The following is a 20,745-nucleotide window of genomic DNA, read 5'->3' as shown; positions in this document are numbered from 1 at the left end:
GTGCAGAGGACTCCCACGGAAGCATCCTCCGGCCTGTCCGAACTCGCCCGCTGTTGCGCGGTGTTCCTACCGTCCGACCCCGCCCGCACCGGCCTGATGGCCTTCTGGCAACCGGACGGCACTGCTCTCCCCGACGTCCCCCAGGGGTCCGTCTCGGAGCTGGACCTGGTGGTGCCCGCGCCGGACCGGGCCGTCGGGCGGGTACGAGTGCCCGCCCTGCTGCTGCCGGTGCACGCCGCCCTGCCGGTGCTCACGCGCGCGCGTGCGGAGGCGGAGGTCCACCAGGCCGCCGCATTCTGGGGCACGGCCGGCTTGCTGGCACTGCACTTCCTGGCGCGCGGCCTGCTCCTGCCGGGTCTCTCCTGCGGCGATCACGACGCCTGGCGGGTGGGTCCGCTGTCCGCGGGCGATGCGGAGCTGGTCCGCGAACTCGCCGCGGCCATGCCGCCGGAGGCACACGCCGTGCCACTGTCCGTCGGAGAGCACCCCCGGCTGCCCGGTCCCGAGCGGCTGCTGCGCGCCTTCCTGGACGCGGTCACCGACACGCTCCCCCGCTCCCCGGCCGCACCACTCGTCACGGGCGGTGCCGCGTTCGCAGCACCGGAGCCGCAGCATCTGCCGGGCCTGCGCGCGTGGGCCGACGACATCGCCGCGGGCCACGACGCCGGCGTCCGCCTGTCGCTGCGCGTGGAAGCGCCCGGTCTGCGCGACGCCGTCAGCGAGGACGACTCCCCCGTGCGGTTCCGCGCCGTGCTCCAAGTGCACGGCATGAGCGGGGCGGCGGACGTCGTGGACGCCGCCGTCCTGTGGGCCGGCCCGGGACCCGCGCACACCGTGTTCGGTCCGCGCGCGCGGACCGACACGCTACTGGCGCTGCGCCGGGCGGCCCGGGCGTGGCCACCGCTGACACCGCTGCTCTCCGCCTCCGTGCCCGACGTGGTGCACCTCGCGGACGAGGAGGTCGCCGAACTTCTGGGTGAGGGCGCCCGGGCGCTGGCCGCCGCGGGAATCGACGTGCACTGGCCGAAGGAGCTGTCGCGCGAACTGACCGCACACGCGGCCGTCGGCCCGCCGGACGGCGAGGCTTCGGTGCTGCCGTCGTTCCTGCCGGCAGACGCCTCGCTCTCCTTGCGCTGGTGGTTCGTGCTGGGCGGACGCGAGCTGTCGCGCGAGGAACTGGACGGGCTCGCCGAGGCCAAGCGTCCCCTCGTGCGGCTACGCGACCGATGGGTGCTGGTCGACCCGCGGGAGGCGGACCGCGCCCGCAACCGGCAGGACCGCTCCGTCGCCCTCGTCGAGGCGCTGTCCGCCGCCCTGACGGGCTCGGCCGAGGCCGACGGCCACCGGGTCGACGTACGGCCCACGGGATGGCTCGCGCAGCTGAGGGAGCGGCTCACGGATCCGGAGGCGGGGCAGCCCGTCGCCCCACCCGCGGCCCTTGCCGCCACCCTGCGGGACTACCAGCTGCGGGGGGCTCGGCTGGCTGGCCCGGACGACGGCGCTCGGGCTGGGCTGCTGCCTGGCCGACGACATGGGGCTCGGCAAGACGGTCACGCTGATCGCACTGCACCTGCACCGGCAGGCGGACAACTCGTCGGCCGGCCCCACCCTCGTCGTCTGCCCGGCCTCCCTGCTGGGCAACTGGCAGCGCGAGATCGAGAAGTTCGCGCCCGGTGTCCCGGTGCGCCGGTTCCACGGCCCTGCGCGCGGACTCGGCTCCCTGGCGGACGGTGAGTTCGTCCTCACGACCTACGGCACCATGCGCCTGGACGCCGAGCGGCTCGCCGAGGTGCCCTGGGGCATGGTCGTCGCCGACGAGGCGCAGCATGTGAAGAACCCGTATGCGGCGACCGCGCGTGCGCTGCGGTCCATAGGCGCACGCGCGCGCGTGGCGCTCACGGGCACACCGGTGGAGAACAACCTCACCGAACTGTGGGCGATCCTCGACTGGACGACACCGGGACTGCTCGGCCGCCTCGGCGCCTTCCGCGCGCGCTACGCACTGCCGGTCGAGGGCGGCCGGGATCCCGCCGCCGCGGAGCATCTCGCGCGGCTCGTACGGCCGTTCCTGCTGCGGCGCCGGAAGTCCGACCCCGGCATCGCCCCGGAGCTGCCGCCGAAGACCGAGACCGATCACCCGGTGGCACTGACGCAGGAACAGGCGGGTCTGTACGAGGCGCTGGTCCGCGAGACCCTGGAGCAGATCGCGGACGCCGACGACATGGCCCGTCGGGGGCTGATCGTGAAACTGCTGACCGGGCTGAAGCAGATCTGCAACCACCCGGCGCAGTTCCTCAAGGAGGACGACCCGAGGCTCACGGGACGCTCGGGGAAGCTGGAGCTGCTCGACGAACTGCTCGACGCCGTCATCGCGGAGGACTCGGGCGTCCTGGTCTTCACGCAGTACGTGCGGATGGCCCGCCTGCTCGAACGGCACCTGACGGCCCGTGGGGTGCCCTCGCAGCTCCTGCACGGCGGCACCCCTGTCGTCGAGCGTGAGGCGCTGGTGCGCCGCTTCCAGGCGGGCGAGGCGCCGGTGTTCCTGCTCTCGCTGAAGGCCGCGGGAACGGGCCTGAACCTCACACGGGCCGAGCACGTCGTGCACTACGACCGCTGGTGGAACCCGGCGGTCGAGGCGCAGGCCACCGACCGCGCGTACCGCATCGGGCAGACCCGCCCGGTGCAGGTGCACCGGCTGATCGCCGAGGGGACCGTCGAGGACCGCATCGCCGAAATGCTGGGGCGCAAGCGGGACCTGGCGGATGCCGTGCTCGGCGCGGGCGAGGCGGCACTGACGGAGCTGACGGACGCGGAACTGGCCGCACTGGTGGAACTGCGCGGGGAGGCACGATGAACCACTACGCCGATGAGCACGGCCGTGGCCTGGAGCGCACGTTCGCCGCGCTGCCGCCCGCGCGCGGACGCGGGTTCGCGCGGACCTGGTGGGGCCGCGCCTGGCTGGAGGCGCTGGAGGAGGCGGCACTGGACTCCGCCGCTGTCAAGGCGGGGCGTCGACTCGCGCGCGGGGGCGGCGTCGGCTCGGTGACGGTACGGCCGGGCCGGGTCACCGCCGTCGTCCGTGACCCGAAGGGCGCGGCGCACCGGGCCGACGTCCTGGTGCCGGCGCTTTCCGAAGAACAGTGGGTTGGTTTTCTGGACCTGGCCGTGGAGCAGGCGGGACACCTGGCCGCGCTCCTCGACGGGGAACTGCCCTCTCATCTGATCGAGGACGCGGCGGTCAGGGGCATCGAACTCCTGCCGGGACCGGGCGATCTGGAACCGGAGTGCGACTGTGACGCGTGGGACCACTGCGGGCACACCGCCGCCCTGTGCCATCAGGTGGCGCGTCTGCTGGACGAGGATCCGTTCGTGCTCCTGCTCATGCGGGGACGGGCGCGGAGCGCGTTCCTGGAGCCGTTGCATCTGCGGACCGCCGCCTCCCAGGAGGAGTCCGCGGAGGCGGAGGGCGTCGACGCGGCGGAGGCCTGGGCGGCCGCGGACATCCTGCCTCCGCTGCCGGCTCTGCCCGGTCTCCCGGAGGGCCCCGGCGAACCGCCGTCCTTCGGGGCCGGACGGCTCAGGCGTCGCCCGGGATCGACCCCGTGGCGCTGGAGTACCTGGCCGGGCGAACGGCCGTCGCGACCCACCGGATGCTCGGACAGAGCCTCGGCGCCGGCGGGGAGCCGGCCTTGGGGCTGACGGCATCTCAGGACGCCGTACGGCTCGCCGAAGGCGCCGCTCCCGGTGCTGTCGCGGACCGGCTAGCCGAGGGGTCGGGGCGGGGCGGCGAGGGGCTGGCCACGGCCGTTCGTGCCTGGCGTTTCGGAGGTGCGGCGGCCCTGGCCGTGCTCGACGAGGAGTGGCAGGTGGCGGGCGCGGCGCTCGCACGCGCGCGTTCGGCCCTGGAGGCGGCCTGGGAGGACGACGAGCGGCCGTCGTTCCGGCCGGTCGGCAACCGCTGGACCGTCCCGGCCGAAGGGGTTCAACTGCGCCTCGGCCAGGAGGGCCGCTGGTGGCCCTACCGCGAGGAGGACGGGCGCTGGGTTCCGGCGGGCGGCGCGGACCGGGATCCGGCGACGGCACTGGCCGCGGCGCGGCAATGCCCGGAGGACCAGTTGAACATGGGTACTTGACTGTCCGTCAGTTGCCGGCGAGGGCGATCCGACGAGTGGTGGACGCCGCTCGTTCACCCTGAGGTCGTGCGACGTTCCTGCTGGGGTCCAAATCTGGCCGCAGTCAACGAACTTGCCCCCAGGAGGCCCGATGTCCCTGCACGCCACCGGCCGGCGCCGTGTCCACCGATCCGTCGCCACGGGCCTGCCCCTGGCCCTGGCCACCGCCCTCGTGGCCGCGGGGACGGCCACGGCGGCGCCGTCCGGGGACGCCCGTGTCATCCGCACGGCGACCCTCGGCGAGATCCCCCTCGGCGCGTTCAGCAACGCGCTGCTGCCCGGCAGCGTGGGCGACGACCACGGGGTGAACCTCGGGGGTATCGGCAGCGACATCTACCCGGCCGGCCGCAAGGGCGAGTACTGGACCGTGACCGATCGCGGCCCCAACGGCCAGATCAAGGTCGACGGCAAGAAGCGCCGGACGTTCCCGGTGCCGGGATTCGACCCCGCGATCGTGAAGATCCGGGTGACCGGGGGCGAGATCAAGGTGATCGACGCGCTCCCGATCACCACGTCCTCGGGGAAGGCCGTCACCGGGCTGCCCGACCAGAAGAGCCGCGACGAGGCGCCGTACACCTACGACGCCGCCACCCCTCTGTCGTACGACCCGAACGGTCTGGACACCGAGGGCATCGTGCGGGCCGGGGACGGATCCTTCTGGCTCGTGGACGAGTACGGACCCTCGCTCATCCACGTCTCCGCGCGCGGCAAGGTGCTCACTCGATACGTGCCCGTGGGACTGAACCTCACCGGCGCCGACTACCCGGTGGTGGAGGGGCTGCCGTCCGTCCTGCTGCACCGGAAGATCAACCGCGGCTTCGAGGGGCTGGCGCAGCTTCCCTGCGGCGACCTGGTGATAGCCCTGCAGAGCCCGCTCTCGCTGCCCGACACGGCCGCCGGGGAGGCCTCGCGCACGACGCGTCTGCTGCGCTTCTCACCGCGGAAGAAGGCCGTCACCGCGGAGTACGCCTACCGCTTCGACCCGGTGAACGTCGTCGACCCCGGCGAGGACGACACCTCCGAGCTGAAGATCTCCTCGGTGGTGGCCGTCGGCGGTGACCGTCTACTGGTGGAGGAGCGCACCGACAAGTCGGCCCGGCTGCAGCTGGTCAGGCTGGGGCAGAAGGCCGACATCCTCGGCGGCCCCTGGGACGACGACACGACTTCTCCGTCGCTGGAGCAGCTGGACGACCCGGCCGCGGCAGGCGTGCCGGTGCTCGGCAAGCGGCTCGTCGTCGACCTGGGCAAGGTGAGCGGTGTGCCGGGGAAGATCGAGGGCATCGCGCGCGTGGACCACGACACGCTCGCGCTCATCAACGACAACGACTTCGGGATGACCGACGGAGCGGGCGCGTTCGACGCCCAGGGCCGCCTCGTGGACAGCGGGATCAAGACGACCCTGACGTACGTCAGGCTGCCCGAAGGCCTGTGAGAGGCGCTTTCACGGCAGCTCGTCGGAGAGCGAGGGCAGGATCGACTCCAGGTCGCTCGGCAGTGTGCTCGGGAGACCCGAGGGCAGCTCGGTCGGCAGCCGCGAAGGCAGCCGGCTGGGCAGCTCGGTGGGAAGGCTGAAGGAGGGCCGGGGCGAGCGGCTGGTGCTCGTGCCGCTCTCCTTCGGCGCCTTCTCGTCCCCCGGGCCGTGCTTCCCGGAGGCCATCAGCACTACGACGAGGACAGTCGCGGCGGCCGCCAGGAGGGCCAGGACGGCGAACATCGGGCCGCGGCTCCGCCGCGAAGGCTCCGGAGGCCATGACCGGTCCGGCTCGCCCGGAGGGGGCGGTCCGAAGCCGCCCTGCGGCGGCCCGAAACCGCCGGGCGGAGGCGGGGTGCCGCCCGGCGGTCCGGGCGGGACGGGAGGTACAGGCGGCAGGGACATACCCTCCAGGGTCGCCACCACACGGTCATGAGGCCACCCGCGCGCGGAAGCTGATACCGGCTCATGTCACGGAGCGCATGATTCCGCCGCACCCCTCGCGGAGGGTGGCCGGTCCCCACCGGAGCGTCGAAATTCGTCACGCACGCGCGCGTGCGGGCCGCTCGGAGACGGCTCGCTGCGCGTGTGCGCACTCAGCCCCGTGCGCCCAGCAGGTGGTCCATCGCCAGCTGGTCGAGCTGTTCGAAGGCCATACCGCGCGCGGCGGCCGCCTCCACGTCGAAGTCCTCGAAGGCCGTGCGGTCGGCGAGCAGGGCCTGCAGGCCGTCCGGGGCGGTCGGCTGGGCCAGCTGGTCCAGGCGGGAGGCGCGCAGCGCGTCCCGGACCTCAGGGTCGGCGCGGAAGGCGGCCGAACGCTCCTTCAGGATGAGGTAGTTGCGCATGCAGCCGGCCGCCGACGCCCACACGCCGTCGAGGTCCTCGGTCCGCGGCGGCTTGAAGTCGAAGTGGCGGGGCCCCTCGTAACCGGCGCTCTCCAGGAGGTCCACGAGCCAGAAGGCGGCACGCAGGTCCCCGGCACCGAACCGCAGGTCCTGGTCGTACTTGATGCCCGACTGCCCGTTGAGGTCGATGTGGAAGAGCTTCCCGGCCCACAGGGCCTGCGCGATGCCGTGCGGGAAGTTGAGCCCGGCCATCTGCTCGTGCCCCACCTCGGGGTTGACGCCGTACAGCTCGGGGCGCTCCAGGCGCTCGATGAAGGCCAGCGCGTGACCGACGGTGGGCAGCAGGATGTCGCCGCGCGGCTCGTTCGGCTTGGGCTCGATGGCGAAGCGGATGTCGTAGCCCTGGGAGGTGACGTACTCACCCAGGAGGTCGAACGCCTCCTTCATCCGGTCGAGAGCCGCGCGCACGTCCTTGGCGGCGCCGGACTCGGCGCCCTCACGGCCGCCCCAGGCGACGTACGTCTCGGCGCCCAGCTCGACGGCGAGATCGATGTTCCGGATCGTCTTGCGCAGTGCGTAGCGGCGGACGTCGCGGTCGTTGGCGGTGAACGCTCCGTCCTTGAAGACGGGGTGCGTGAAGAGGTTCGTGGTGGCCATCGGGACGGTCATGCCGGTGGCGTCCAGGGCCTGGCGGAAGCGCTTGATGTGCGACTCGCGCTCGGCGTCGGTGGCCCCGAAGGGGATCAGGTCGTCGTCGTGGAAGGTCACCCCGTGGGCGCCGAGCCCGGCCAGCCGCTGCACCGTCTCGACCGGGTCGAGGGCGCGGCGGGTGGCGTCGCCGAACGGGTCCCTTCCCTGCCAGCCGACGGTCCACAGGCCGAAGGTGAACCTGTCCTCGGGGGTGGGCTGGTAGCTCATGCCGCGACTCCTTGCTGCATTCGACTATTTCGTCATGACCGTTTACAAATTAGTATGCCGACGCACCCCTGGGAAGAGACAAGGTGTGTCTTCGGCGACAGGGAGTCTTCGACGATGTCGTCGACCCGTGTCGTCGACCGATGTCGTTGACAGAAGTCTTGCCAGCTCACAGCACATCCCGCACAGCCGCGGAAGAGGAGAACCCGATGTCAGCAGCCGAGGGTCCGCTCGTCGTCGGCGTGGACACATCCACCCAGTCCACGAAGGCGCTGGTCGTCGACGCGGTCACCGGGGAGGTGGTAGCGAGCGGCCAGGCGCCGCACACCGTGTCCTCCGGTGCGGGCCGGGAGAGTGATCCGCGCCAGTGGTGGAACGCCCTGTGCGAGGCGCTGCGCCAGTGCGGCGAGCCCGCGCACGAGGCGGCCGCGGTGTCCGTGGGTGGTCAGCAGCACGGCCTGGTCACCCTGGACGAGCGGGGCGAACCGGTACGTCCGGCGCTGCTCTGGAACGACGTCCGTTCGGCGCCGCAGGCTCGCAGGCTCGTCGAGGAGCTGGGCGGCCCGAAGGGCTGGGCGGAACGCACCGGCAGCGTGCCCGGAGCGTCGTTCACGGTCACGAAGTGGGCGTGGCTGGCCGAGCACGAGCCGGAGGCGGTCCGTGCCACCAGGGCGGTGCGGCTCCCCCACGACTACCTCACCGAGCGCATGACCGGACAGGGCACGACGGACCGCGGGGACGCCTCCGGCACCGGCTGGTGGGCGTCCGGGACGGGGGCGTACGACGAGGAGACGCTGGCGCACGTGGGCCTCGACCCGGCGCTGCTGCCCCGGGTGGTGCGGCCCGGCGAGGTCGCGGGCACCGTGCGCGAGCACCACGACCTGCCGTTCTCCAAGGGCACCCTGGTGGCGCCGGGCACCGGTGACAACGCGGCCGCGGCGCTGGGCCTCGGCCTGCGGCCGGGCACGCCGGTGCTGAGCCTCGGGACGTCCGGCACCGTGTACGCCGTCTCCAAGCACCGCCCCGCCGATCCGACGGGCACGGTGGCGGGCTTCGCGGACGCGCACGGCGACTGGCTGCCACTGGCCTGCACCCTGAACTGCACCCTCGCCGTGGACCGCGTCGCGGCGCTGCTGGGCCTGGACCGCGAGGCCGTCGAGGCCGGCACCTCCGTCACCCTGCTGCCGTACCTGGACGGCGAGCGCACTCCGAACCTGCCGAACGCCTCCGGCCTCCTGCACGGGCTGCGGCACGACACCACCGCCGGCCAGCTGCTGCAGGCGGCCTACGACGGCGCGGTGCACGCGCTGCTCGGCGCGCTCGACCTGGTCCTCGACCAGGACGCGGACCGCACCACCCCGCTCATGCTGATCGGCGGCGGAGCCCGGGGCACAGCCTGGCAGCAGACGGTACGGCGGCTGTCGGGGCGGCCGGTCCAGGTCCCGGAGGCCGGGGAACTGGTCGCCCTCGGGGCCGCGGCGCAGGCCGCGGGCCTGCTGACCGGCGAGGACCCGGGCGCGGTGGCCCGCCGCTGGAACACGGCCGCGGGCCCGGTGCTGGACGCGGTGGAGCGGGACGAGGCGACGCTGGCCCGGATCAGCGGGGTACTCTCCGACGCGGCCCCGCTGCTGGAGCGGGAGCCGGAGTCCCGCTGAGCCCAGGCCCCACCCGGGCTGAGCCCGGCCGCAGACACCGAGGATTGACCAGGGCATGACCGCATCGCCGCACGAGGGCCGCCCGCCCGGTACCGGGCGTTCTCTGCCGGACACCCAGCAGGGCATGCGCCGGCGCAACCTCGCCCGGGTGATGCACGCCGTCAGCGCGCAGGGCCCACTGTCGCGGGCCGCGGTCGCCTCGCACATCGGCCTGACGCGGGCGGCGGTGTCGACGCTCGTGGACGACCTGATCCGCTGGGGGCTGCTGGAGGAACTGGGCCCGGAACGGCCGGGCCGGGTGGGCCGCCCCGGATCCGCGCTCGCGGTGAGCGGGCACGGTCCCGCCGGCATCGGGGCCGAGATCGGCGTCGATCACCTCGCGGTGTGCGCGGTCGACCTGCGCGGCGCGGTCCGCGCCCGGGCCGTGCGGCACGGTGCGAACCGGGGCCGCACCCCGGGGCCGGTGGTCGAGGAGCTGACGGCGCTGGTCCGCCGGGTCGTGGCCGAGACGGAGCGGGAGGGGCTGTGGCCCGCCGGTCTCGCCGTCGCCGTGCCGGGACTGGTCGCGCGGGACGGCCGTACGGTCGTGCGCGCCCCGAACCTCGAGTGGAACGACACGGACCTCGGCCCGCTGCTGCCCGGCGGCCTGCCCGTGACCGTGGACAACGAGGCCAACTTCGGTGCTATGGCCGAGTTGTGGCTCGGCGCCGGCACCCCTCGCGACTTTCTGCACGTGTCGGCAGAGATCGGCATCGGCGCCGCGATCGTCGTGGACGGGCAAGTGCTGCGCGGCACGCAGGGGTTCGCGGGCGAGCTGGGTCATGTGCCCGTCCACCCGGACGGACCCTCGTGCCCGTGCGGCGGGCGTGGGTGCCTGGAGCAGTACGCCGGTGAGGAGGCGGTGCTGCGCGCGGCCGGGCTGGAGCCGAAGCAGGACCTGGTCGGCCTGCTCGCGGGACGGGCCGAAGAGGGCGACGAGGCCGTACGGCGGGCGCTGCGGGACGCCGGCACGGCGCTCGGCGTCGCCCTGACCGGTGCGGTCAATCTGCTCGACCCCGAGACGGTCGTCCTCGGCGGGGCCCTCGCAGGCCTCTCCCCCTGGCTGCTGCCGTCGCTGGAGGCCGAGCTGACGGGCCGTACGGCGGGACCGGCCTGCCCGGTGTCGGTGTCCGGACTGGGTCCCGAGGGCCCGCTCCTGGGCGCGGCGCACTCGGTCGTCCGGGCCGTTCTCGACGATCCGGCGGCGGTGGCCGAGCGGCCCTGACGGCTCGCTGCCGACTGGGCTCGAACGGCCGGGTGACGACCTGCTCTCACTCGATCGAGTGGCCGAGTTGTCCACAGTCCGCCGGTTGTCCACGGAACCGAGTCGCACCCTTCTGCCCAACTCCCCCGCGCCGTACCGTGATTCACGCGAGGCGCAGCTGCCCTTCCTGCCCGCCCGGCGGAGCGCTCGCGGGACGAGGGGATGCACACGCCTCGGGTGAGAGCCGGCTGACACGGATCGGGGGGAGACATGCACGCGGAGACGACCGGGACGCTGCGGCGGGACGCCATCGGGCTGCGCGAGGTCCTGTTCCAGAGCATCACGGCGATGGCGCCGGCCGCCGCCGTGGCCGCCTCGATCCCCGCGGGCGCCGCCTTCGCCGGCGGCAGTCTGCCGCTGGCCGTACTGATCGCCCTGGTGGCCTGCCTGTTCACCGCGTCCTGCGTGGCCGAGCTGGCACGGGAGCTGCCCGCGGCAGGTTCGGTGGCCACCTACGCGGCGCGCGGACTGCACCCCGCCGTCGGCTTCCTCGTCGGCTGGGGTTACGTGTTCGTGGAGACGCTGGTCCCTCCGCTGCACCTCCTGCAGCTCGGTTTCACCACGGCGGGCACGCTGCACGAGGAGTGGTCCTCGTATCCGGCGGACCTGTGGTGGCCGTGGTCGGTGGCCGGCGCCGCCGTGATCGCCGTCGCCGGCTACATCGGCGTCCGCGCCTCGGCCCGCTTCGGCACCGTCCTCGGGATCTTCGAAATCCTTGTCTTCCTGGTGTTCGCGGTCTGGCTCGTGGGCAGGGCGGGCGACGCCAACACCCTCTCGGTCTTCGGCACGTCACACACCGCGGACGGGTACACCGGGGTCGGCGGAGTCTTCGCCGGGTCCGTGTACACGGTCCTCGCGTTCGCCGGGTTCGAGGCCGCGGCGCCGCTCGCCGAGGAGACGCGCGACCCACGCCGGACCATGCACCGCGCGGTCCTCGGAGCGGCCCTGGGCATCGGTCTGTTCTACGTGGCCACGACCTACGCGATGACCGTCTACTTCGGCCCGGACCGTTTCGCGAGGTTCGGCGCGTCGGGAACCGCCTCCTGGGACGGAGTGGCCCGGGCCTCGTTCGGTCTCTTCTGGGTGCTGGTGTTCCTCGCGGTGGTCAACTCGACGATCGCCAACGCCAACGCGTGCGCCAACGTCTCGACCCGTACGGCCTTCGCCCTGGCCCGCATCCGGGTCCTGCCCCATGTGCTCGCCACGCTTCATCCCCGGCATCGCTCCCCCGTGGTGGGCATCGCGGTGCAGACCGTCGTCGCGGTCGGCGCCGTACTGGGACTCGGCCTCGCCTACGACCCGGTGACCGCGTTCCTGCTCCTCGCCACGGTGATCGTCACCGTCGTCGTCGGCGTCTACATCGTCGTGAACCTCGCGTGTGCGGGCTACTTCCTGCGCCGCCGCCGCGAGGCGTTCAAGCCGGTGAGGCATCTGCTCTTCCCGCTGCTGGGCATCGCCGCCTTCGTCCCGGCGCTGCTGACGGCCGCGGGGATCCCGGTGTTCGACTTCGTCACCGAACTCTCGGCGCCGGTCTCGTACGCGGGCCCGGTGGTCGGCGTCTGGACGGCGACCGGCGTGGTGGTGCTGCTGGTGCTGATACGGCGTCACCCCGGGCGAATAGCCGAGACCGCTCGGGTGCACGCCGAGGAAGCCGACCCGGCCGGCCACCGGCAGGACGGAGCAGTGCCTCGCTGACCGTACCGGCGAGCCGCCCCGCCGGGAGGCCGACCGGGACCGATTCTCACCTCATGACCGCCGCACCACCACGACCGCCGCACCGAGAGGAACGACGCCGCGATGACCGACCCCCGCATCCTGACCGTGCGCCCGGAACCGGGCGAGTACGCCTGGACGTTCGGCGGTGCTCCCCCGGTGGCCCGGATCGAGCCCGGAACGGTTCTCGACCTCTACACCGAGGACTGCTTCGCCGGCCGGGTGCGGTCGGAGAAGGACCTGGTCTCCGAGGTCTGCGAGTTTCCCTTCCTGAATCCGCAGACCGGCCCCTTCCACATCGAGGGCGCCGAGCCCGGGGACACCGTGGCCGTGCACTTCGTGTCCGTCGAGCCGGCCCGGGACTGGGCAGCTTCGACCACGGTCCCTCTGTTCGGCGCGCTCACGTCGACTCACACCACGGCCACGCTGCAGCCACCCCTGCCGGAGCGGGTCTGGATCTGGCAGCTCGACCGCACCAGGCGCACCGCCCTCTTCCGCGCGCAGGACAGCGACCTCGAGCTGGAGCTGCCTCTCGACCCGATGCACGGCACGGTGGGGGTGGCCCCCGCCAATCTGGAGGTGCGCTCGGCCCTGGTCCCGGACGCGCACGGCGGGAACATGGACACGCCCGAGATGCGGGCCGGCGTCACCTGCTACCTGGGAGTCAATGTCGAGGGCGCGCTGCTCAGTCTCGGTGACGGGCACGCGCGGCAGGGCGAGGGCGAGACCTGCGGGGTCGCCGTGGAGTGCGCCATGAACACCGTGGTGATCGTCGACCTGCTCAAGGACGTCGCCACGCCCTGGCCCCGGCTGGAATCGGACACGCATCTCATCTCGACCGGCTCGGCGCGCCCGCTGGAGGACGCGTTCCGGATATCTCAGCTTGACCTGGTGCAATGGCTGGTGCGCGACTACGGATTCAGTGAGCTGGACGCGTATCAGTTCGCAACCCAGGCGGTCGAATCGCCGTTGGCCAACGTGTGCGACACCAACTACACCTGCGTGGCCAAGCTCCGCAAGGAGTGGTTGCCCGCCCGGGAGACCCACCGCGGCATGCACGCGCGGCTGCGGGAGACGGCGCGGACACTCGGCCGCTGACACCGCATCAGCCCCACAGGCATGCGACGCCCCCCACACCCGTTCCTGAAAGGCAGCCGACGATGGACAAGAACCGGCCCGGACCGCAGCTCAGCAGGCGACGGATCCTGAAGGGCGCGGCTCTCGCCGCAGTCCCCTACTCGCTGCTCCCCGACGCCCGCGCCGGTGCGCAGGGAGCCGTCGACTACCCTCCGGCCGAGTGGCAGCCGGCGTCCGCCGGCAACTACACCTCGTCCGACCGCCCCGACGACTACACCGTCGACCGTGTGATCATCCATGTCACGCAGGAGACGTACACGAGCACGCTGACCATCTTCCAGAACCCGCAGAAGAAGGTGTCCGCGCACTATGTGGTCCGCTCGGCCGACGGGCACGTCGCCCAGTGCGTGCGCGAGGCCGACGTCGCCTGGCACGCGGGCAACTGGGACTACAACACCCGCAGCATCGGCATCGAGCACGAGGGCTGGGTGGACCAGCCCGCCTTCTTCACCGATGCCCTCTACGAGCAGTCCGCGCAGCTGACGGCAGCCGTCTGCGCCAGGTACGGCATCCCCAGGGACAGGGAGCACATCATCGGCCACTATCAGGTGCCGGGCACCGACCACACCGATCCGGGGCCCTACTGGGACTGGGTCCGCTACATCAGACTGGTCAATTTCGCGTAGGCGGACGTCGAACCGGTTGTCCGCACGAACACGGCGCGTGACGATGGTCCGAGCCGTTTCACCGTCCGGGGAGGGTGAGTTGACCGATCCGTGGGTGGCCCTGGAACCGGGGGCCGACCCCGCCGAGCGAGTCCGGGTGCTGCGCCGGGCGCACGAGACGTTCACCACGGGCGGCACGGTGCCGCGCCCGGTGCGGGGCGTGGTGGCCGAGTCCTGGCGGCGCAGCGCGCGAGCCGGTGTGGGGCCGGACGGCGCGGCGAGCGTGGAGCTGACCGACGGGGACCTCGGTGTCTATCGGGCCGAGCACCCGCTGGCCCGGGTCATGCCGCTGTTCCGGGAGCTGATGGGCACGTTCGCCGCCGACGGCGAGCATCTGCTGGCGGTGTGCGACGCACACGGCAGGCTGCTGTGGGTCGAGGGGCATCCGGCGACCCGGCGCCTGGCGGACCGGATGAACTTCGTGCCCGGAGCGCGCTGGTCGGAGACGGCCGTCGGCACCAACGCGCCGGGTACCGCGGTCGCCCTGGACCGGCCGGTGCAGGTCTTCGCGGCCGAGCACTTCATACGGCGGGTGCAGCCGTGGACGTGCGCGGCGGCGCCGGTGCACGATCCGCACACCGGTCGCGTCCTCGGCGCCGTCGACATCACCGGTGGCGACGGGCTGGCGCATCCGCACAGTCTGGGCTTCGTGCAGGCGGTGGCGCGGGCCGCCGAGTCCCAGCTCGCGCTGCTCGCCCCGCCCCGGCGTGCCGATGACACCGCGATGCTGAGCGCGCTGGGCCGTGACGAGGCCGAGCTCCGGGTGGACGGCCACCGGATCAGGCTCAGCCGCCGGCACAGCGAGATCCTGGTCCTCCTCGCTCGCCGCCCCGAAGGGCTGACCGGCGACGAACTGCTGTGCGCGCTGTACGCGGACGAGTCGGTGACCCCGGTGACGCTGCGCGCGGAACTCGCCCGGCTGAGGAGGCTGTTGGGACCGGGGCTGCTCGCCTCACGGCCGTACCGGCTGACGGCGGCGGTCGAGTCCGACGCCGGCACGGTGGAGCGGCGGCTGGAGACGGGTGCGCTGACGTCCGCGGTGGAGGCGTACGCCGGCCCGCTGCTGCCGGGTTCACAGGCCCCGGCCGTGGTGCGGCTCCGGCGCCGCCTCGCCGACGGTCTGCGGGCGGCCCTGATCACCCACAGCGACCCCGATCTGCTCGCGGACTGGGCGCATGCGCCGTGGGGTGAGGACGACCTGGAGGTGTGGCGGGCGCTCGCGGCGGTACGGCCGTCGGCGCCGGTGCGGGCCCGGCTGGCGGCGCTGGAGGCCGAGCTGGCCGTGCCGGCCCGCCGGACACGGGTGCCGAGCGGCGGCGCAACGTACTTGCAACGTCCGCCCGCCTAGCCTCGCGCCGCGAGCTGCCCAACGGCGGGCAGCCCTTCACCGGGAGGCAGACCAGCATGACCCGTTACGCGGCGCCCGGCACCGAGGGCGCGATCGTCTCCTACCAGGCGCGCTACGACCACTTCATCGGCGGAGCGTACGTGCCGCCGTCGCGCGGGCAGTACTTCGAGAATCCGTCGCCGGTCAACGGGCAGCCGTTCACCGAGATCGCGCGCGGTACCGCGGAGGACGTCGAGCGGGCGCTGGACGCGGCGCACGAGGCCGCGCCCGGATGGGGCCGTACGTCGGTGACGGAGCGCGCCGACATCCTGCTGAAGATCGCCGACCGGATGGAGGCCTACCTCGAACCCCTCGCGGTGGCCGAGAGCTGGGAGAACGGCAAGCCGGTGCGCGAGACGCTGGCGGCCGACATCCCGCTCGCGATCGACCACTTCCGCTACTTCGCGGGCGCCATCCGGGCGCAGGAGGGCTCGCTCGGCGAGATCGACGACGACACGGTCGCGTACCACTTCCACGAGCCGCTCGGTGTGGTCGCGCAGATCATCCCGTGGAACTTCCCGATCCTGATGGCCGCCTGGAAACTCGCGCCGGCGCTGGCCGCGGGCAACGCCGTCATCCTCAAGCCCGCCGAGCAGACCCCGGCGTCCATCCACTACTGGATGAGCCTGATCGCCGACCTGTTGCCGCCGGGTGTGGTCAACATCGTCAACGGCTTCGGCGTGGAGGCGGGCAAGCCGCTGGCGTCCAGCCCGCGGGTGGCGAAGGTGGCGTTCACCGGGGAGACCACGACCGGGCGGCTGATCATGCAGTACGCCTCGGAGAACATCAAGCCGGTCACCCTGGAGCTCGGCGGCAAGTCCCCGAACATCTTCTTCGACGACGTGTGGGCCCACGACGACGACTTCCGGGACAAGGCGCTCGAAGGCTTCACCATGTTCGCGCTCAACCAGGGCGAGGTGTGCACCTGCCCCTCGCGGGCGCTCGTCCAGCGCGGCAACTACGCGGAGTTCCTCGAGGCGGCCGTGGCCCGTACCCGGCAGATCAAGCCGGGGCACCCTCTCGACACCGACACGATGATCGGCGCCCAGGCCTCCAACGACCAGCTGGAGAAGATCCTCTCCTACCTGGACATCGGCCGGCAGGAGGGCGCCAAAGTGCTCACCGGCGGCGAACGCGTGGAGTACGACGGCGAGTTGAAGGGCGGCTACTACGTCCAGCCGACCATCTTCGAGGGTGACAACCGCATGCGGATCTTCCAGGAGGAGATCTTCGGGCCGGTCGTCTCGGTGGCGTCGTTCGACGACTTCGACGACGCCATCAAGATCGCGAACGACACGCTGTACGGCCTGGGCGCGGGCGTGTGGACCCGGGACATCAACACCGCGTACCGTGCGGGCCGCGCGATCCAGGCGGGCCGGGTCTGGACGAACTGCTACCACGCCTACCCCGCGCACGCCGCGTTCGGCGGTTACAAGCAGTCCGGCATCGGCCGCGAGACGCACAAGATGATGCTGGAGCACTACCAGCAGACGAAGAACCTGCTGGTGTCGTACTCGCCGAAGAGGCTCGGCTTCTTCTAGGGGAGTGAAGTCGGGTGCCTGGAGGCTTCGTTGCGCTCGAGGCACTCCGACACCCGAGCTACGCTCCGCAATCAACACGACACCGGGTTCCTCGCCGCACCGCACGGCCGGTCCGGCCGCCAGGTCCAAGCTGCACCTGTACAAACCGCGCGGCCACGCGCCCCTCGTCCATGCCTCTCGTCCATGCCCCTTCCGGGCAGGCGCCCGCGATGGTTCAGAAGGTGTCAGGCACCACGCTGTGCGCCCTGATCGCGGCTCATGCCAGGGGAGGTGTCCGCGGTGGAGCCCTGCCATCCCGCAGAGAACCCCTCGCCCCAAGGGCCCGCGCCCATGAATACCGGTCCGGCCCGCCCGAGGGCGACCGGATAAGGTGCGCGAGACGGCAGCCTGGTCAGGGAGGGAAGCGTGACCGACACCAGCAACACCCGGCCCGCCGAGGGTGAGGCGCAAGCGCCGCGGCAGAGCCGACTGCACCGCCTGATGCGCTACATCCCCCTGATCGCCCCCGTCCTGCTGTGGGCCGTGCCCTGCTGGGTGCTCCTGCACAGCGGCCAGCACTGGCCGCTGCCCGTCACGCTGGCCGGCACCGCCCTGTTCGTCCTCGGCCTCATCGGTATGCCACTCGCCATGGTGCGCGGCCACGGCCGGCGCCAGCAGGACCGGGCGGCGATCGTCGGTGACACCCTGCTGGGCACCGGCTGGGTCCTGTTCACCTGGTCCGTTCTGCTCGGCGTCCTCCTGCGGCTCGGCCTGACCTTGGCCGGCGTCGGCGAGAGTCAGGACCGGGCCCGCGTCGTCACCTGGGCCGTCCTCGGTGCGGCCGCCGTACTGCTCGCCTGGGGGTACGCCGAGGCCCGTCGCGTGCCACGCGTGCGCCGACTCGACGTACAGCTCCCGCGACTGGGTACCGGGCTGGACGGCCTCCGCGTCGTCCTCATCACCGACACCCACTACGGCCCGCTCGATCGCGCCCGCTGGTCGGAGCGGGTGTGCGAGACGGTGAACGCTCTGGAGGCCGACCTGGTCTGCCACACCGGCGACATCGCGGACGGCACGGCCGAACGCCGCCGCGCCCAGGCCGTCCCACTCGGTACCGTGCGGGCCACCCGGGCCCGGGTGTACGTCACCGGCAACCACGAGTACTACAGCGAGGCCCAGGGCTGGGTCGACCTGATGGACGAGCTGGGCTGGGAGCCGCTGCGCAACCGCCATCTGCTGCTCGAACGCGGAGGCGACACGCTTGTGGTCGCCGGCGTGGACGACGTCACCGCCGAGTCCTCCGGCCTGGCCGGCCACGGCGCCCATCTCGCCGGAGCCTTGAACGGCGCCGACCCCGACCTGCCCGTCCTGCTCCTGGCACACCAGCCCAAGTTCGTCGACCGGGCGGCAGCCCAGGGCATCGACCTCCAGCTCTCCGGCCACACCCACGGCGGCCAGATCTGGCCCTTCCACCACCTGGTCCGCATCGACCAGCCCGCCGTCGCGGGCCTCAGCCGACACGGCACCCGCACCCTCCTCTACACCAGCCGCGGCACCGGCTTCTGGGGCCCGCCGTTCCGCGTCTTCGCCCCCAGCGAGATCACCCTGCTCGTGCTCCGCTCCCCGCACCTGTCCACCTCGCCGTAGCACGGGGCGGGCCGGCGCAAACGCTGTACCCGCCGAAGGGGCTCGGCTTCTTCCAGGGGAGTGGAGCCGGGTGCCCGGACAGGACGTCGTCCTCTCCGGGCGCCCCTGCTCACACGGCGGGCTGCTGCTGGGTGACGCAGTGGATGCCGCCGCCGCCCGTGCCGAGGCGGTCGATGTTCAGCTGCTCGATGACGCGGTCCGGGTAGAGGCGGGCCAGGGTCGACCTCGCAGCCTGGTCCGCCGTGGTGTCTCCGAAGTGGGCGCTGATGACGGCGCCGTTGCAGAGGTAGAAGTTGGCGTAGGAGGCCAGGAAGTTCCGGTCGGTGGAGCGGATCTTGTTGTAGTCCGGGCCCTGGAGGCGCATCACGTCCATGGCCCGGCCCGTGGCGGTCGTCGAGGCGGACAGTACGCCGTACTGCTGACGGGCGTCGCGGGCGAAGGCGTCGGTGTCGGTGGAGAGGGGCATCTGGACGAGAGCCTCGCCGGGGGCGAGGAAGCGGGACGTGGCGTCGACGTGGTCGTCGGTGATGTCCTGGCCAAAGACGCCGTCGAACCAGATGACCTTGGAGGCGCCGTAGGCGTCGCACATCGCGGTCTCCACCTGGCGCTCGGACACTCCGGGGTTGCGGTTGCGGTTCACCAGACTGCTTCGGGTGGCCATCAGGGTTCCGGCGCCGTCCTGTTCGATGGCGCCGCCTTCCCCGACCAGGTCGGCGTAGGTGAACGGGACGCCGACGTGGGAGGCGATCCGCTCGGCGACGAGGGCGTCCCTGGCGTGGGTCTGCTTGTTGCCCCAGCCGTTGAAGTTGAGGCCGACGGCGTCGAGGCCGCCGTAGCCGTCGGTGCGGACGACGGGGCCGGTGTCGCGCATCCAGCAGTCGTCGACGGGGACGGAGTCGATGACGGTGACCGACGGGCCGCACAGCGAGCGCGCCCGGGCGGCGCTGCCGGAGTTGGCGCACATGACGACCGATTCGTACTTGGCGACGGTACGGGCGATCAGGGCGATGTCCGCCTGGACGCCGCTCAGTTTGCCGGCCCAGATGGATGTGCTGTCCGGCCAGGCCATCCAGGTGCGGGCGTGGCGGACGTCCTCGGCCGGGACCCGGAAGGTGCCCGCGGCGGCGCGGGCCCTGTCCTGGGTCGTCGCGGCGAGGGCGGCGCCGGCGGCGGTCGCTCCGGCGACGGCGACTGCGGGCCGCCGCGATCCGGTCCGGGTTCCAGCCGGGGCGCGGTACGGAGTCCAGGAGCAGCCGGGTGTACGGGTGTTGCGGCGCGGCGAGCACCTCGGCGGTGGCGCCGGCCTCGACGACGCGGCCGTGGTGCATGACGAGGACCTCATCGGTGACGCACCGGACCACGCCGAGGTCGTGGGTGATGAAGAGGTAGCCGATCGCGGTCTGTTCGCGGATGTCGGCGAGCAGCAGCAGGCGGCGGCCCAGCGGGCGTGCGGATCGCAGGTCGAGGTCATCCCGCTCCCGGTCGACGACCTGTGGGCCCGCGACACCGTCCCCGTCTTCGTCGAGGAGGACGGCGAGGTCGTCGGCGTCGACTTCAACTTCAACGGGTGGGGCAACAAACAGGAGCACACCGACGACGCCCAGGTGGGCCGCAGGCTGCTCGGCAAGTACGGCATCCCCCGCACACAGGCGCCACTCGTCGCCGAGGGCGGGTCTTTCGAGACCGACGGCGAGGGCACCCTCCTCATCACCGAGAGCTCGATCGTCAACGACAACCGCAACCGCGGGAAGAGCCGGGACCGGATCGAGGACGAGCTCATCAAGACCCTCGGTGTGGAGAAGGTGATCTGGCTGGCGGGCGTCCGCGGCGAGGACATCACCGACGCGCACGTGGACAGCCTCGTACGGTTCACCGCACCGGGCGTGGTCCTCCTCGACCAGGCGTTCCCCGGCACTCCCCCGGACTCCTGGTCCCGCTCCTGCGACCAGGCCCGTTCGGTGCTCGGCAAGGCGACCGACGCACGGGGCCGACGCTTCGAGATCATCGACCTGCCGCAGCCCGACCTTGACAGGATCACCGGCCGGGGCGACGACTTCGTGTCCACCCACGCCAACTTCTACATCGCCAACGACGCCGTCTTCCTGCCCAGGTTCGGCGACCGGAAGGCGGACGCCCGGGCGAGGGCCATCCTCCAGGAACACTTCCCCGAGCGGGACATCGTCCAGGTGCAGATCGACACCATCGCCTCCGGCGGCGGCGGGATCCACTGCTCCACCCACGACCAGCCCGGCAAGCCCGCCGCCTGACCGCGCCCGGGCTCACGTCCGGGCCGGCTCCTCCACCGTGCCCTGCTT

At 72.5% G+C, this 20,745-nt stretch carries 13 protein-coding genes and 3 pseudogenes; 12 read left to right on the top strand and 4 right to left on the bottom strand.

Going from position 1 to position 20,745, the window contains the following annotated elements; genetic code table 11:
• From AC07DS_RS14075 to AC07DS_RS14065, 3 genes and pseudogenes are all read left to right on the top strand, one after another.
• Positions 1-2,854: pseudogene (locus tag AC07DS_RS14075) on the top strand (DEAD/DEAH box helicase).
• Positions 2,851-4,133: pseudogene (locus AC07DS_RS14070) on the top strand (SWIM zinc finger family protein). The pseudogenes AC07DS_RS14075 and AC07DS_RS14070 overlap by 4 nt, the downstream one beginning before the upstream one ends.
• A 130-nt stretch (positions 4,134-4,263) precedes the next feature.
• The gene (locus AC07DS_RS14065) at positions 4,264-5,604 is read left to right on the top strand and encodes an esterase-like activity of phytase family protein (RefSeq protein WP_479145054.1); all 1,341 of its coding nucleotides are present in this window, start codon (positions 4,264-4,266) and stop codon (positions 5,602-5,604) included.
• A gap of 9 nt (positions 5,605-5,613) precedes the next feature.
• Here AC07DS_RS14065 and AC07DS_RS14060 read toward each other — a convergent pair whose 3' ends face one another.
• Together AC07DS_RS14060 and xylA are read right to left on the bottom strand one after the other, a co-directional pair.
• Positions 5,614-5,886 (bottom strand): hypothetical protein, encoded by a 273-nt coding sequence (locus AC07DS_RS14060; protein ID WP_479145052.1) that lies wholly within the window; start codon positions 5,884-5,886, stop codon positions 5,614-5,616.
• A gap of 353 nt (positions 5,887-6,239) precedes the next feature.
• Positions 6,240-7,406 (bottom strand): xylose isomerase, encoded by a 1,167-nt coding sequence (gene xylA / locus AC07DS_RS14055; protein WP_479145050.1) that lies wholly within the window; start codon positions 7,404-7,406, stop codon positions 6,240-6,242.
• A gap of 206 nt (positions 7,407-7,612) precedes the next feature.
• Here xylA and xylB point away from each other — a divergent pair, with 206 nt between their 5' ends.
• From xylB to AC07DS_RS14015, 8 genes are all read left to right on the top strand, one after another.
• A complete protein-coding gene (gene xylB / locus AC07DS_RS14050) occupies positions 7,613-9,058 on the top strand; it encodes a xylulokinase (protein WP_479145048.1) in 1,446 nt (481 codons plus the stop codon).
• A 55-nt stretch (positions 9,059-9,113) separates the two neighbouring features.
• The gene (locus tag AC07DS_RS14045; protein ID WP_479145046.1) at positions 9,114-10,322 is read left to right on the top strand and encodes an ROK family protein; all 1,209 of its coding nucleotides are present in this window, start codon (positions 9,114-9,116) and stop codon (positions 10,320-10,322) included.
• Between the two features lie 249 nt (positions 10,323-10,571).
• Positions 10,572-12,056, top strand: coding sequence for an APC family permease (locus tag AC07DS_RS14040; protein ID WP_479145044.1), 1,485 nt, complete (start codon positions 10,572-10,574; stop codon positions 12,054-12,056).
• Positions 12,057-12,158: 102 nt separating this feature from the next.
• Positions 12,159-13,172: an acetamidase/formamidase family protein gene (locus AC07DS_RS14035; RefSeq protein WP_479145042.1), complete on the top strand. Its 1,014-nt coding sequence runs from the start codon at positions 12,159-12,161 to the stop codon at positions 13,170-13,172.
• A gap of 62 nt (positions 13,173-13,234) precedes the next feature.
• A complete protein-coding gene (locus AC07DS_RS14030) occupies positions 13,235-13,837 on the top strand; it encodes an N-acetylmuramoyl-L-alanine amidase (RefSeq protein WP_479145040.1) in 603 nt (200 codons plus the stop codon).
• Between the two features lie 79 nt (positions 13,838-13,916).
• Positions 13,917-15,224, top strand: coding sequence for a GAF domain-containing protein (locus tag AC07DS_RS14025; RefSeq protein ID WP_479145038.1), 1,308 nt, complete (start codon positions 13,917-13,919; stop codon positions 15,222-15,224).
• Between the two features lie 56 nt (positions 15,225-15,280).
• Positions 15,281-16,804, top strand: a complete 1,524-nt coding sequence (exaC, locus tag AC07DS_RS14020) for an acetaldehyde dehydrogenase ExaC (protein ID WP_479145036.1) — start codon at positions 15,281-15,283, stop codon at positions 16,802-16,804.
• 405 nt (positions 16,805-17,209) lie between these two features.
• Entirely contained in the window at positions 17,210-18,430 is a 1,221-nt protein-coding gene (locus AC07DS_RS14015; protein WP_479145034.1) for a metallophosphoesterase, read from the top strand.
• 109 nt (positions 18,431-18,539) lie between these two features.
• Here the strand turns inward: AC07DS_RS14015 and AC07DS_RS14010 are convergent, their stop codons facing one another.
• Both AC07DS_RS14010 and AC07DS_RS14005 read right to left on the bottom strand, forming a co-directional pair.
• A complete protein-coding gene (locus tag AC07DS_RS14010; protein WP_479145033.1) occupies positions 18,540-19,499 on the bottom strand; it encodes an agmatine deiminase family protein in 960 nt (319 codons plus the stop codon).
• 184 nt (positions 19,500-19,683) lie between these two features.
• Positions 19,684-19,758, bottom strand: a pseudogene (locus AC07DS_RS14005) (ABC transporter ATP-binding protein); the annotation flags it as partial.
• Between AC07DS_RS14005 and AC07DS_RS14000 the strand changes: the two are divergent.
• A complete protein-coding gene (locus AC07DS_RS14000; RefSeq protein ID WP_479145300.1) occupies positions 19,750-20,697 on the top strand; it encodes an agmatine deiminase family protein in 948 nt (315 codons plus the stop codon). The pseudogene AC07DS_RS14005 and the gene AC07DS_RS14000 sit on opposite strands and share 9 nt — an antisense overlap.
• Positions 20,698-20,745: the final 48 nt, after the last annotated feature.

The organism is Streptomyces sp. NPDC044064 (genome assembly GCF_056434245.1).
This window is presented reverse-complemented; position numbering and strand designations above follow the sequence as displayed.